Below are 13,473 nucleotides of genomic sequence, written 5' to 3' on the forward strand. Positions count from 1 at the left end.
AGGGCATGGCTGGCGCGGAACAACCCCTGGTGCTGCTGGTCGAGGACGAACCGGCCCAGCGCGAAGTGCTGTCCTACAACCTGGAAGCCGAAGGCTACCGGGTGGCGCGCGCCGAGAATGGCGAGGAGGCGCTGCTGCTGGTCGACGAGATGGCACCCGACCTGATCGTGCTGGACTGGATGCTGCCCAACGTCTCGGGCATCGAAGTCTGCCGCCGGCTGAAGACCCGGCCGGAAACGCGCGGCGTGCCGATCATCATGCTTTCCGCACGGTCAGAGGAGGTGGACCGGGTGCGCGGGCTGGAAACCGGCGCCGACGACTATGTGATCAAGCCCTATTCGGTGGTCGAACTGATGGCGCGGGTTCGGGCGCAACTGCGCCGCACCCGGCCCTCGGCGGTGGGGGTAGTGCTGGAGTTTGCCGACATCCGGCTGGACGCCGAAACCCACCGGGTGTTCCGCGCCGACAAGGTGCTGAAGCTGGGTCCGACCGAGTTTCGCCTGCTGACCACCTTCATGGAAAAGCCGGGCCGGGTCTGGAGCCGCGAACAACTGCTGGACCGGGTCTGGGGCCGCGACATCTATGTCGACACCCGCACGGTCGATGTGCACATCGGCCGGCTGCGCAAGGCGCTGTGCCAGTTCGGCGGCGACGACCCGCTGCGCACGGTGAGGGGCGCCGGCTACGCGCTGGGGTAGGGCGCAAAAGTTTTCAAAAACTTTTGCAAAATCCTTAGAAGGATTTTGGCGCGGGATGCGGGGTGCCCGCGCCCGCGTCACAGCCTCCCGATCCGTTCCGTCAGCAGGGCATAGAAGCCGACAGCATCGACATCGCCGATGAACAGCGCGTTGGCCGCGCGGTCGGTGACGCCCCACCAGTCGGCCACCGTCATGCCCAGCGTGAGCTCGCTTTGAGTCTCGATCTCGACGTTGATGTGGCGGCCGGTGAACAGGTCGGGGCGGATCAGGTAGGCGATCACGCAGGGGTCATGCAGCGGTGCGCCGTCGCTGCCATATTTGCGCATGTCGAAGCGTTCGAAGAAATCGGTCCATTCCGCCACCATGCGGCCGGGTTCGGTGCCCAGGGCGCGGAGTGCCTCGATCCGGGCGCGGTTGGTCAGGGCCTTGTGGGTGGCGTCGAGCGGCAGCACCACCAGCGGCACGCCTGACTTGAACACGATCTCGGCGGCTTCCGGATCGACGTAGATATTGAACTCGGCGGCGGGGGTGGTGTTGCCGACCTCGAAATACGCCCCCCCCATCAGCACGACCTGCTGCACCCGCCCGATGATGTCGGGCGCGCGGCGAAATGCCGTGGCGATGTTGGTCAGCGGCCCCAGCGGGCAGAGCGTCACGCTGTGTGCCGGTTCGCGCCGCAGGGTCTCGATGATGAAATCGACGCCATGCATGTCTTGCAGCGGCATCACCGGGTCGGCCAGTTGCGGCCCGTCGAGCCCGGTCTTGCCATGCACCTGCTCTGCCGTGACCAGCTTGCGCTGCATCGGGGCATCGCAGCCCGCGAACACCGGGGTTTCCGGGCGACCGGCCAGTTCGCAGATGATGCGGGCGTTGCGCTGGGTCAGCGGCAGCGGCACGTTGCCCGCCACGGCGGTGATGCCCAGCACCGTCAGATCCTCGGGGCTGGCCAGCGCCAGCAGGATGGCCACGGCGTCGTCCTGTCCGGGGTCGGTGTCGATGATGATCTTGCGGGCTTTTGTCATGGCGGTCTCCTGTCGCGGGCAGGAAAGCGCAAGGGGCGGGGTTTGTCCATCCGGCAAACCCCGCCCCCCGGTGCAAACGGTTTGGCAGGCGCTGTTTCCGGCGCCTTGCCAGCGGCTTAGCCGTCGAAGTTCACTTCCTCGATCAGCTTCAGCGCGGCGGGCCGCTGGGCGGCCACGTCCGACAACCCGAGGCTGTCGGGCGTGAAGCTGCCCCAGCCGGCCACCAGCGCCGACAGCGGCACGCCGGGTTTCACCGGAAACTCGTGGTTGGTTTCGGCATAGATCGCTTGTGCTGCATCCGACGACAGCCATTCCATCAGCGTCAGCGCCGCCGGCTTGTTCGGCGCGGCCTTGGTCATCGCGACGCCCGAGATGTTCATGTGGGTGCCATCCCCCTCGAACACCGGAAACACGATGCGGACCGAGTCTGCCCAGGCCTTCTGTTCTTCGGACCCCATCATCTGCCCCATGTAGTAGGTGTTGCCGAGGCTGATATCGCATTCCCCGGCCCAGATCGCCTTGACCTGATCGCGGTCGCCGCCGTCGGGTTTCTTGGCGAGATTGGCCTTCAGCCCCTCCAGCCAGGTCTTCGTCGCCTCGGGCCCCTTGTGGGCCAGCATCGCGGCGGCCAGCGCCACGTTGTAGTCGTTGGTGCCCGACCGGGTGCAGAGCCGCCCCTTCCATTTGTCCGACGCCAGGTCTTCGTAGGTCGTCACCTCGCCATCCGCCACGCGGTCCCTGGCGGCATAGACGATGCGGGCGCGGCTGGTCAGGCCGAACCACTGGTCGGCCGGGTCGCGGAAGGCGGAGGGGATGTTGGCCTCCAGCACGTCGGACTGCACGGCTTGCGTCACCCCGGCATCGACCACCTGCATCAGGCGGGCGATGTCGACGGTCAGCACCAGATCGGCCGGGCTGCGGTCGCCCTCGGCCACCAGCCGTTCGACCATGCCCTTGTCAACAAAGGCCACGTTCACCGCGATGCCGGTTTCCGCCGTGAAGGCGTCGATCAGCGGTTGCAGCAGTTCGGGCTGCCGGTGGGAATAGATGTTCACCTCGTCTGCCAGCACGGGCAGCGCGGTCGAGCAGAGCGCAAGGGCAAGAAGTGGCGTGCGAAGGGTCATTACCGGAGACCTTTAGTCGGGAATATGGGCGAGGTTAAACATGAGTCGTTTCAACGGGTCAATAGTTGAGTGAAGTGGTAAGGTAAAAAAAGAGCCTCCGGCGGGGATGTTTTGGCCAAGGTGAAGCCGGAACCTCCCTTCATCTTGGCCAAAACATCCCCGCCGGAGGCTCTGAATCGGCAACAGGCGCGGCGCGGGTCAGCGCATCCGTTCCTCGGCCTTGGCGCGGTTCCACAGCGCGTCCATTTCGGCCAGATCGCTGTCGGCCGGGGTCTTGCCGTCTTCGGCCAGCCAGTCCTCGATGCGGCCGAAGCGGCGGGTGAACTTGGCGTTGGCGGCGCGCAGCGCGGCCTCGGGATCGACCTTCAGGTGGCGGGCGAGGTTGGCCATGACGAACAGCAGGTCGCCGAACTCCTCTGCCACCTCGGCCTCGGTCATGCTGTCGCGGGCCTGCACCAGTTCGGCGGCCTCTTCCATCATCTTGTCGAGCACCTGATCGGTTGACGGCCAGTCGAACCCGACCCGTGCCGCGCGCTTTTGCAGTTTCACCGCGCGGGTCAGGGCGGGCAGGCCCAGCGCCACGCCGTCGAGCACCCGGCCCTCGGCGCGCCCGGCGCGTTCGGCGGCCTTCAGCCGTTCCCAGTCGGCGGTCTGCTGGTCGGGGGTCTTGTCGCGGCTTTCGGCGCCGAACACATGCGGATGGCGCGCCACCATCTTGTCGGCAATGCTGCGGGTGACGCTGTCGAAGCTGAACAGACCGGCCTCGGCGCCGATCTGCGCGTGATAGACGGTCTGCAGCAGCAGGTCGCCCAGCTCGCCCTCCAGATCGGCCCAGGCGCGGCGGTCGATGGCGTCGGCGACCTCGTGCGCTTCCTCGATGGTATAGGGCGCGATCGAGGCGAAATCCTGCGCGATGTCCCAGGGGCAGCCGGTCTCGGGGTCGCGCAGGCGGGACATGATTTCCAGCAAGCGCGGCACACCACCCTCGGGATCGGCGATCAGGGCCGCGCTGGCAGGCAGGGGCAGGGGGCGATGGGGCATTGCGGCGGCTCCGGATTTGCGGTTCTGTCATCTCCTAGCCATGTCCGAGCCAAGGAGTCCATCATGCCCGTCGTCAACCGGATCGCCGCCTATGCGGAAGAGATGAAGGGCTGGCGGAGGCATCTGCACCAGCATCCGGAACTGGAGTTCGACTGCCACGCCACGGCGGCCTTCATCACCGAACGGCTGCGCGCCTTCGGGGTGGACGAGATTCACACCGGCATCGCGACCTCGGGGGTGGTGGCGATCATCCGGGGGCAGGGCGGGGCGGCGGATGGCGGGCCGACCATCGGCCTGCGCGCCGACATGGATGCGCTGCCGATTGTCGAGATCACCGGCAAGCCCTATGCCTCGCAGGTGCCGGGGCGGATGCACGCCTGCGGCCATGACGGCCATGTGACGATGCTGCTCGGTGCGGCGAAATACCTGTGCGAGACGCGGCATTTTTCCGGCCGGGTGGCGCTTCTGTTCCAGCCCGCCGAGGAGGACGGCGGCGGCGGCGAGGTGATGGTGCGCGAAGGCGTGATGGACCGTTTCGGGATCAGCCAGGTCTATGGCATCCACAACGCGCCCAACGTGCCGTTCGGCAAGTTCGTCACCACGCCGGGGCCGCTGATGGCGGCGGTCGATACCGCCTGGGTTACCCTGGCGGGCAAGGGCGGGCATGGCGCCACGCCGCACGAATGCATCGACCCGATTCCGGCGGCGGTGGGGATGATCGGCGCCTTGCAGACCATCGTCAGCCGCAACGTCTTTGCGCTGGACGAACTGGTGGTGTCGGTGACGCAGATCCATTCCGGCACCGCCTCGAACATCATCCCGGAAGAGGCGTGGTTCTGCGCCACGATCCGCAGCTTTTCGCCCGAGGTGCGCAAGCTGGCCGAAAAGCGGTTCCGCGAGATCGTGGCGGGCCATGCGGCGGCCTATGGGGTTCAGGCGCGGGTGGTTTATGAACTGGGCTATCCGCCGACCGTCAACCATCCCGACCAGACCGAGTTTGCCGCCGGGGTGGCACGGGAAATCTCGGGCACGGGCGGCGTCGATGCGCAGGCGACACGCGAAATGGGGGCGGAGGATTTTTCCTACATGCTCGAGGCGCGGCCGGGGGCCTACCTGTTTCTCGGCACCGGGCCGGGGGCGGGGCTGCACCATGCCGCCTTCGATTTCAACGACGAGGCCGCCCCGATCGGCGCCAGCTTCTTTGCCCGTCTGGTGGAACGGGCGCAGCCGCCGGTCTAGCGCCCGGCCCGCAGGCGGGGGATCAGGGCAAAGCCGATCTGCCCCGCCAGCCCGATCAGCCCCGCCGGGCGCAGCATCGCGGCCAGATAGGCGCCGAATGGCACGCCGAAGACCAGGACCGACAGCAGGGCCTCGCCCGCCATAAGCATCATGAAGGCCAGCGCGACCATGCCGAGCGCCGCCCCGGGCCGCGCCACACCGGGCCAGCGCCGCAGGGTATGCCCCGCGACCACCCATGAAATCGCCAGCACCAGCGGCACTTCCAGCAGCACCGCCGCCACCTCGCCGATCCGCGGTGCCACGACCAGCACCCGAAGAACCCCCAGCGCGAAGGCCGCCGCGAACACGATGGCAAGATAGCGAAAGGCGGCAGTCAGCAGGACGGGCATCGACTTCCCCGTTTCAACGATGGGCCTGCCCCGATCAGACGCCGCGCTGCGGCAACAGTCAACGCCCGCGCAGGCCCCGGCCTGTGGACATTGCCGCCAAGACGCAAGAAACTGCTCGAAAGGTCGGGATGCACGATCCCGCGCAACCGCAAGCGAGGCCCCAACAATGGCGATGGAAGATGCGAAACACGAGGTCGACGCCGCCTTCACCCGCAAGGGTCTGCGCGGCTATGCCTTCGAGAATGCCTTCGGCGGCGCCACCAGCTTCCTGCGCCGCACCTATACCAAGGATCTTACCGGCGTCGATCTTGCCATCACCGGCGTGCCCTTCGATCAGGCGGTGACCCACCGCACCGGCACCCGCTTCGGCCCCCGCGCGATCCGCGAGGCGTCGAGCCTGCAACCCTATGATCCGCCGCATGGCTGGGGCACCCACCCGCTGGAGGAGCTGTCGATCATCGACTACGGCGATCTGGCGTTCGACTACGCGAAGGTTTCCGACTTCCCCGACGCGTTGACCGCCCATATCCGCACCATCCTTGCGGCGGGGGCAGGGACCGTGACGCTGGGGGGCGACCACTACATCACCTACCCGATCCTGAAAGCCTATGCCGAAAGGTTCGGCCCGATGAGCGTGATCCACTTCGACGCCCATTCCGACCTGTGGCAGGATGACGACTTTTCCCGCATCGACCACGGCACGATGATGTACAAGGCGGTGAAGCAGGGGCTGGTGGACCCGGGCCGCTCGGTCCAGATCGGCATCCGCACCCATTGCGACGACTACCTTGGCATGAACGTGATCGACGCCCGCGAGGTGCACGAAAAGGGCGCCGCGGCCGCCGTGGCCCGCGCCCGCGGGATCGTGGGCGACCTTCCGGTCTACCTGACCTTCGACATCGACGCGCTCGACCCCGCCTTCGCCCCGGGCACCGGCACCCCGGTCTGGGGCGGGCTGGCAAGCTGGCAGGCCTCGGCGATGCTGCGCGATCTGGCCGGCATCAATCTCGTCGGCGGCGATGTCGTCGAGGTCTCGCCGCCCTATGACACCACGGGGGCCACGGCAATTGCCGGTGCCCACGTCGCCCATGACCTGATCTGCCTCTATGGATGGACCCGCCGATGAAAACCCTTGCCGTGATACTTGGGCTTGTCGTCGTCCTGCTGGGCGCCGTCGCCGTCTGGGTGCGCGTCGCCCCGACCGATACCGCCGTCTGGCACGTCGACCCGGCGACTGCCGCCAAACCGGACAAGCCGAACCACTGGCTTTTGCGCGCGGACGGCGAAGCGCCTGCGCTGCAACTGGCCCTGCCGCCCGATCAGGCGGCGGCCCGGCTGGCCGAAATCGCCGCCGCCACGCCGCGCACGATTGTGCTGGCGGGGCAGGGCGACCATGTTACCTGGGTGACCCGCAGCGCGCTGTTCGGCTTCCCCGACTACACGTCGGTCCGCATCACGCCGACCGCCGCCGGGTCGGAAGTGACCATCTTCGCCCGCGCGCGCTTCGGCTATTCCGACATGGCGGTGAACCGCAAGCGGGTCGAGGACTGGGCGGCGCGCCTGGCTCCCTGACAGTTTCTTCTTGGCCCAAATACCCATCCTGCCTTTGTGCCATGGGCAGGCGGTGCAGGTCACGCCCACCCCTTGACCCATCGGCCGCCTTGCGCCACACCGCAGCCCATGCTGCCGATGGAAAAACTTGACCAGATCACCCGACGCTTCGAGTTTCTCGAAGCCCGGCTTGCTGCCGGGGCGTCGCATGGTGAAATCGCCAGCCTCAGCCGCGAACATTCCGATCTGGCCCCGGTGGCGCGCGACATCGCCGCCTACCGCCGCGCGCTCGACGATCTGGCCGAGGCCGAGGCGATGCTGGCCGACCCCGAGATGCGCGCGCTGGCCGAGGATGAGCTGCCCCGCCTGCGCCTCCGCATCCCCGAGATGGAACAGACCCTGCGGCTGGCCCTGTTGCCCCGCGATGCCGCCGACGCCCGCCCGGCGATTCTCGAAATCCGCCCCGGCACGGGGGGCGAGGAAGCGGCGCTGTTCGCGGCCGACCTCTTGCGGATGTATCAGCGCTTTGCCGAAAGCCAGGGCTGGACCTTCGAGATCCTCAGCCAGCAGGACAGCGATCTGGGCGGCATCCGCGAGGTCACGGTCAACGTGCGGGGCGAGGGGGTCTTTGCCCGGCTGAAATACGAATCCGGCGTGCACCGGGTGCAGCGCGTGCCCGAAACCGAGGCTGGCGGGCGCATCCACACCTCGGCCGCCACGGTGGCGGTGCTGCCGGTGGCCGAAGAGGTCGATCTGGTGATCCCGGCGTCCGACATCCGCATCGACACGATGCGCGCCAGCGGGGCAGGCGGCCAGCATGTCAACACCACCGATTCGGCGGTGCGGATCACCCACCTGCCGACCGGCATGATCGTGACCAGCGCCGAAAAATCGCAGCACCGCAACCGCGACATCGCCATGCAGGTGCTGCGCGCCCGGCTCTACGATCTGGAGCGGGCGCGGATTGACGGGGAACGCGCCGCCGACCGCAAGTCGCAGGTCGGCTCGGGCGACCGCTCGGAACGCATCCGCACCTACAACTTCCCGCAGGGCCGCATCACCGACCACCGGATCAACCTGACGCTTTACGCGCTGCCGCAGGTGCTGGCGGGCGACCTGACCGAGATCATCGACGCGCTGACCGCGCATGACGTGGCAGGCAAGCTGGCCGAGATGGAGGCGTCGTGACACTGGGCGAGGCCCTGCGCGCCGCCACCGCCCGGCTGGCAGCTGCCGGGGTGCCCGACCCGGCCCGCGATGCCCGCCACCTGCTGGCCCATGCCGCCAGATTGCCTGCTGACCGCCTGACCCTGCACCTGTCCGATACCCTGACGCCCGACGCCGCCGACCGTCTCGACGCGGCGCTCGCCGCCCGCGCCCAGCGCCAGCCAGTCAGCCAGATCGTCGGGCACCGCCTGTTCTGGGGGCGACGTTTCGGGGTCACGCGCGACACGCTCGACCCCCGCCCGGAAACCGAGGCGCTGATCGCCGCCGCGCTGGCCGAACCCTTTGCCCGCGTGCTCGACCTCGGCACCGGCACCGGGGCCATTTTGCTGACCCTGCTGGCCGAACGCCCCGCCGCGCGCGGTGTTGCCACAGACATATCGGCTGCGGCGCTGGAGGTGGCGCGGGGCAACGCGGCCGGCATGGGTCTGGCAGATCGCGCCGACTTCCTGCTGTCGGACTGGTTCGCTTGCGTGACCGGTCGCTTCGATCTGGTCGTCGCCAATCCGCCCTACATCGCCGCAGCCGAGATGGCAGACCTGTCGCCCGAGGTGCGCGACTGGGAACCGCATCTTGCCCTGACCCCGGGTGGCGACGGGCTGGCGGCCTATCGCGCGATTGCCGCCGCTGCACCGGCCCATCTTGCCCCCGGCGGGCGGCTGATGGTCGAGATCGGGCCGACGCAGGGCGCCGCCGTCTCGGCCCTGTTCGCCACCGCCGGGCTGACCGGGATTGCGGTGCTGCCCGATCTTGACCGCCGCGACCGGCTGGTGCTGGGCCGGATGCCGTGATCGCTGCGGGAATTTCGCCACACCGCAGCGAAACCCTGTCAAAAAACTGTCAGATACGGGCAAAACTGCCGCATGCGACCAGAATCGGCTTGTCAGCGCCCCGGTCCTCTGTGTAGTCAGGGTATACGCGATGAGGGGATGGCTTCGGGTTTCCGGCCCATTTACCGCGCGCTCAAGCCAAAAATGCTCCACACGCCCCAGATTGGGCGCAGCGCGGCGTAGTGCCGCTGGCGTGCGGGCAAAGCCAGAACATTCTGGATACAAGGACAACATGAGATCCTCCAAGTCCCGCTCGCGTTCGAAATCGAACCGCCCGCGCACGATCGGCAACATCGTGAACCGCGTTTTCGACAGTTCAGGCCCCGATGGCAAGGTGCGCGGCACGCCGCAGCAGATCATCGAGAAATACCTGGTTCATGCGCGCGACGCGCAGCTGTCGAATGACCGTGTCGCGGCCGAGAACTTCCTGCAGCACGCCGAGCATTATACCCGGATGCTGGGCGAGGCGCAGCGTGAACTCGCCGCCGAAATGGACGCCCGCCCGCCGCAGCAGGAGCAGCGCCCGCAGCAGGAACAGCGCCCGCAGCAGGAACAGCGCCCGCAGCAGGAGCAACGCCCGCAGCAGGAGCAACGCCCGCAGCAGGCCCACCAGCAGCGTGATCGGCAGTCCAACGGCAACGGCAATGGCCAGCCGCGCGACGACCGGCCCGATTACCGCCCCGAATACCGGTCCGACGACCGCAACGACCAGCGCGGCGACCAGCGCACCTACGGGCGGGGCGACCAGCCGTCCGACGCGCGCCCCGAGCCGCGGGATGACCGGCCGGAGCCTTCACCCTATCGCCGCAGCACCGAGGTGATCGACCTCGCCGATGTCGCAGACGATACGGGTCTGGTGGAAACGCCGGAAAGCCGCCGCGCCCCCGACATCCGTCAGACCGAGCCGCGCCAACCCGAGCAGCGTCAACCCGACCAGCGCAAATCCGAAGGGCGGCAGCACCGCGCAGCCGATGCAGCGCCCAAGGCCACGACGCGCGCGCCGCGCCGGGCACCGGAGCCCAAGCCGGAAGGCCAGGGTGCCGCGGATCAGGTCGCGGTTGCCGGTCCGGATCAGGCGGATGCGCCGAAGCCCGCTGCGAAAACCCGCAGCCCGCGCAAGCCGCGCGGCGAGAAGCCGCAAGCCGAAGGCGATGCCCCGGCCAATGGCAATCCGCGCGCAGCCGCCGAATAGGCGGCAAGGCGGGGCCTTTCCCGGCCCCGCACCTCACCCCGCAGCGACCTGCCGGGCCAGCGCGCAGAACTTCTCCAGCGAGATCTCCTCGGCCCGCTGGGTGGGCTCTATCCCGGCGTCGCGCAGCCAGTCCTCGATCCCGGCACCCAACCCCTTCAGGCTTGATCGCAGCATCTTGCGGCGCTGGTTGAAGGCCATCGCAGTCACCCGCGCCAGCACATCGGCGTCGGCCGGATAGCGCGGCGCGTCCAGCCGGGTCAGATGCACCACGGCCGAATGCACCCTGGGGGCAGGGGTGAAGGCTTCGGGCGGCAGGGTCAGCACGATCCTCGCATCGCAACGCCATTGCGCCAGCAGCGCCAGCCGCCCGTAGGCCCTGGAGCCGGGCTTTGCCACGATGCGCTCGGCCACCTCTTTCTGGAACATCAGCGTCAGGCTTTGCCAGAACGGCGGCCAGACCGCAGGCGTCAGCCAGCGCACCAGCAGTTCGGTGCCCACGTTGTAGGGCAGATTCGCCACCACCCGGATCGGGGCGCGCAGATGCGCCGCCGCATCCAGCGTCAGCGCGTCGGCGTTGATCACCTCCAGCCGGCCGGGATAGGCGGCGGCCACCTCGGCCAGCGCGGGCAGGCAGCGGGCATCCTTTTCCACCGCCAGCACGCGCCGCGCGCCCTCGGCCAGCAACCCGCGCGTCAGACCGCCCGGGCCAGGGCCGATTTCCAGCACGTCGCAGCCGGTCAGGTCGCCCGCCGCCCGCGCGATCTTCGCGGTCAGGTTCAGGTCGAGGATGAAGTTCTGGCCAAGCTGCTTTTTCGCCACCAGATCATGCGCCGCGATCACAGCACGCAGCGGCGGCAGCCCGTCAATCGCCGCCATGCGGGCAAGCCTCCCGGGTAAAGGTCATCCGCGCGCCACGGCCATCGCCTGCGCCATGCGCAGGGCGGCGATCAGGCTTGACGGGTCGGCCAGCCCGCGCCCGGCGATGTCGAAAGCGGTGCCGTGGTCGGGCGAGGTGCGAACGAAGGGCAACCCCAGCGTCACGTTGACCCCGCCCGCGAAATCCAGCGTCTTTATCGGGATCAGCGCCTGATCGTGATACATGCAGATCGCCGCGTCATAGCGGGCGCGGGCGGCGGGGTGGAACATCGTGTCGGCGGGCAAGGGGCCGGACAGCAGCAGCCCCTCGGCGCGCAGACGGTCAAGCAGCGGGGCGATCATCGCGATTTCCTGTCCTCCCATCGCGCCGCCTTCGCCGGCATGGGGGTTCAGCCCGGCCACGGCCAGACGAGGGTGCGCGATGCCGAAATCGCGGATGAGCCCGGCATGGGTGATGCGGATAGTATCTTCCAGCAGCGCGGGTGTCAGCGCGGCCGGAACATCCTCCAGCGCGATGTGGATCGTGACCGGCACCACCCGCAGGTCGGGGCAGGCCAGCATCATCACCACGCTCTCCACCCCCGCAAGGGCGGCGAGATATTCGGTATGGCCGGGAAAGGCGAAGCCCGCGCCTTCCTTCAGCGCCAGCTTGCTGATCGGCGCGGTGCAGACGGCGGCCGCCTCGCCACCCTGCACCAACGCCACCGCGCGGGCAATCACCGCCACCACCCCGGCGGCATTGGCGGGGGTGGGCGTGCCGGGGATAGCCTCGGCGGGGAAGGGATGCTCAAGAACCGGCAGAACGCCGTCGGGCTGGTCAAGCGCCTGCGAGGGATCGGCAATCACCGCCAGCGCGGTGCCCGGCGGCAGATGCCGCGGATCACCGATCCAGAAGAACGGCACCGCGGCCCCCAGCACCTGACGGGCCTTGACCGCAATCTCGGGGCCGATGCCCGCCGGTTCGCCGCAGGTCACGGCGATGGGAAGCCTTGCCGTCATGGCTCGCGGATGATGGCTTCGGAGCGCAACTCTTCCATGTAGATCTCGGCCTGCATGGCCAGCCGCTGGTTGGTCAACTGGTTGCGCATCATCTCGCGCGTTGGCGGAATTGCAAGACCGGGGCGGCGCGAACACAGCATCAGGAATACCCGCGACCCGCCGCGCACCAGTGCGGTCGAGCTTTCACCTTCGTCCAGCTTTGCCAGTTCGGCGGCAATGTCGCCCGGCACCTGACCCTGCGGCAGGGTCTGGCGCTGCAACTGGCCTTCGGGCAGACCCAGAGCCTGACCATAAAGATCGTTGCAGGCATCGACCGAGGCCAGCACCCGCGCCGCCTGACTGCCGTCGTCCCCGGGCAGCATCAGCATCGCATAGTCGAGCACGGAGGACGTGGCGCGGTCCTGGGTTCCCTCGCGGATGCCGCGCAGCAGGTAAAGCCGCACGCCGGTCTTTTCCTGCACCGGCGGCGTGAAGTTGCCCTGACCCATGCCGATCAGCACCGGGGCGAGCGAAGCGGGCAGGTCGGTGATCTGCTGCCAGTCGAGCTGCCCGCCGCTTCCTGCCGTCGGGCCGCTGGAATACTGCCGGGCGGCAGCGGCAAAATCGGCCTCGGTCTTGATCCGGGCGCGCAGCTGGCGCATCCGCGCCATGGCGGCATCCTGCTTCCCCGCCGGGGCGGCGAGCACGATTTCCGACAGAAGCACCTGCATCGACAGACCCTGCACCGCGTTGGTCAGGCCGCGATCAACCTCGACATCGGTGATCCGGGTCAGCGGGCCGAACTTGGCGCGCACCACCTCGCGCCACAGGAAGCCTGCGGCCACAAAATCGCGGAAGGTTTCGGCATCCACGCCGCCCTGCGCCAATGCGGCCACGAACTGTTCGCCCGTCAGGTTGGCGCGCCCGGCGAATTCGTTCATCCCGGCAGTGAGTTGCTGGGCCGTCAGCGCGATGCCCATCTGCTTGGCCGCCGACATGCGCAGCTTGTCGTCGATCAGCGCCTTCAGCGCCAGCGCCGAAACATCGCCGGGCGCGCGCAACAGCGTCAGGAACCGTTCGCGCTGGCTCAGCTCATAGCCGGTGATGACGCGGTCGTTCACGATCATCCGCGGGGCGAACTGGTTGGTCTGCGCCGGGGCGCCCATGGCCGTGATGCTCAGCATCAGGCCGACGGAAAGGAAGGTCACGAGGCGCATCATCTGGGGCATTCTCATCGTGGGGTCAGCAGGTCTGGTGTCTAGCAGGCATCTTGCGGTCTGTCGTGCATCATCTTTCGGGCCGGGCGCAG

The 13,473-nt window shown here is 68.3% G+C and carries 14 protein-coding genes; 7 read left to right on the plus strand and 7 right to left on the minus strand.

Annotation, left to right across the window (positions count from 1 at the left end):
* The first annotated feature begins 5 nt into the window (after positions 1 to 5).
* Positions 6 to 698: a phosphate regulon transcriptional regulator PhoB gene (phoB, locus tag RNZ50_11580; GenBank protein ID MDT8855642.1), complete on the plus strand. Its 693-nt coding sequence runs from the start codon at positions 6 to 8 to the stop codon at positions 696 to 698.
* 77 nt (positions 699 to 775) lie between these two features.
* Here the strand turns inward: phoB and RNZ50_11585 are convergent, their stop codons facing one another.
* The 3 genes from RNZ50_11585 to mazG all read right to left on the minus strand — a co-directional run bounded on the left by RNZ50_11585 (position 776) and on the right by mazG (position 3,885).
* Positions 776 to 1,720 carry a nucleoside hydrolase gene (locus RNZ50_11585; protein MDT8855643.1) on the minus strand — a complete coding sequence of 315 codons (945 nt, stop codon included), beginning with the start codon at positions 1,718 to 1,720 and terminating at the stop codon, positions 776 to 778.
* A 116-nt stretch (positions 1,721 to 1,836) separates the two neighbouring features.
* Positions 1,837 to 2,844, minus strand: a complete 1,008-nt coding sequence (locus RNZ50_11590; protein MDT8855644.1) for a Fe(3+) ABC transporter substrate-binding protein — start codon at positions 2,842 to 2,844, stop codon at positions 1,837 to 1,839.
* A 198-nt stretch (positions 2,845 to 3,042) separates the two neighbouring features.
* Positions 3,043 to 3,885, minus strand: coding sequence for a nucleoside triphosphate pyrophosphohydrolase (gene mazG, locus RNZ50_11595; protein MDT8855645.1), 843 nt, complete (start codon positions 3,883 to 3,885; stop codon positions 3,043 to 3,045).
* Between the two features lie 63 nt (positions 3,886 to 3,948).
* On the opposite strand from mazG, the gene RNZ50_11600 reads away from it, so the two are divergent.
* Positions 3,949 to 5,124: a M20 aminoacylase family protein gene (locus RNZ50_11600; protein MDT8855646.1), complete on the plus strand. Its 1,176-nt coding sequence runs from the start codon at positions 3,949 to 3,951 to the stop codon at positions 5,122 to 5,124.
* On the opposite strand, the gene RNZ50_11605 is transcribed toward RNZ50_11600, so the two are convergent.
* The gene (locus RNZ50_11605; protein ID MDT8855647.1) at positions 5,121 to 5,513 is read right to left on the minus strand and encodes a hypothetical protein; all 393 of its coding nucleotides are present in this window, start codon (positions 5,511 to 5,513) and stop codon (positions 5,121 to 5,123) included. The two genes, RNZ50_11600 and RNZ50_11605, sit on opposite strands and share 4 nt — an antisense overlap.
* A gap of 166 nt (positions 5,514 to 5,679) precedes the next feature.
* On the opposite strand from RNZ50_11605, the gene speB reads away from it, so the two are divergent.
* The 5 genes from speB (at position 5,680) to RNZ50_11630 (ending at position 10,310) form a co-directional block, all read left to right on the plus strand.
* A complete protein-coding gene (speB, locus tag RNZ50_11610; GenBank protein ID MDT8855648.1) occupies positions 5,680 to 6,639 on the plus strand; it encodes an agmatinase in 960 nt (319 codons plus the stop codon).
* Complete coding sequence (locus tag RNZ50_11615; GenBank protein ID MDT8855649.1) at positions 6,636 to 7,085, plus strand: DUF1499 domain-containing protein; 450 nt, start codon at positions 6,636 to 6,638, stop codon at positions 7,083 to 7,085. Before speB ends, RNZ50_11615 begins: the two co-directional genes overlap by 4 nt.
* Before the next feature lie 108 nt (positions 7,086 to 7,193).
* Positions 7,194 to 8,252, plus strand: a complete 1,059-nt coding sequence (gene prfA / locus RNZ50_11620) for a peptide chain release factor 1 (GenBank protein MDT8855650.1) — start codon at positions 7,194 to 7,196, stop codon at positions 8,250 to 8,252.
* Entirely contained in the window at positions 8,249 to 9,079 is an 831-nt protein-coding gene (gene prmC, locus RNZ50_11625; GenBank protein MDT8855651.1) for a peptide chain release factor N(5)-glutamine methyltransferase, read from the plus strand. Before prfA ends, prmC begins: the two co-directional genes overlap by 4 nt.
* Positions 9,080 to 9,350: 271 nt before the next feature.
* Positions 9,351 to 10,310, plus strand: coding sequence for a DUF4167 domain-containing protein (locus RNZ50_11630; GenBank protein ID MDT8855652.1), 960 nt, complete (start codon positions 9,351 to 9,353; stop codon positions 10,308 to 10,310).
* Between the two features lie 33 nt (positions 10,311 to 10,343).
* On the opposite strand, the gene rsmA is transcribed toward RNZ50_11630, so the two are convergent.
* The 3 genes from rsmA to RNZ50_11645 are packed head-to-tail and all read right to left on the minus strand — an operon-like array spanning position 10,344 to position 13,393.
* The gene (gene rsmA / locus RNZ50_11635) at positions 10,344 to 11,186 is read right to left on the minus strand and encodes a 16S rRNA (adenine(1518)-N(6)/adenine(1519)-N(6))-dimethyltransferase RsmA (GenBank protein ID MDT8855653.1); all 843 of its coding nucleotides are present in this window, start codon (positions 11,184 to 11,186) and stop codon (positions 10,344 to 10,346) included.
* A 24-nt stretch (positions 11,187 to 11,210) separates the two neighbouring features.
* Positions 11,211 to 12,185 carry a 4-hydroxythreonine-4-phosphate dehydrogenase PdxA gene (pdxA, locus tag RNZ50_11640; protein MDT8855654.1) on the minus strand — a complete coding sequence of 325 codons (975 nt, stop codon included), beginning with the start codon at positions 12,183 to 12,185 and terminating at the stop codon, positions 11,211 to 11,213.
* The gene (locus tag RNZ50_11645; protein MDT8855655.1) at positions 12,182 to 13,393 is read right to left on the minus strand and encodes a peptidylprolyl isomerase; all 1,212 of its coding nucleotides are present in this window, start codon (positions 13,391 to 13,393) and stop codon (positions 12,182 to 12,184) included. Before RNZ50_11645 ends, pdxA begins: the two co-directional genes overlap by 4 nt.
* Positions 13,394 to 13,473: the final 80 nt, after the last annotated feature.

This window comes from Paracoccaceae bacterium Fryx2 (assembly GCA_032334235.1).
Taxonomy (GTDB): Bacteria; Pseudomonadota; Alphaproteobacteria; order Rhodobacterales; family Rhodobacteraceae; genus JAVSGI01.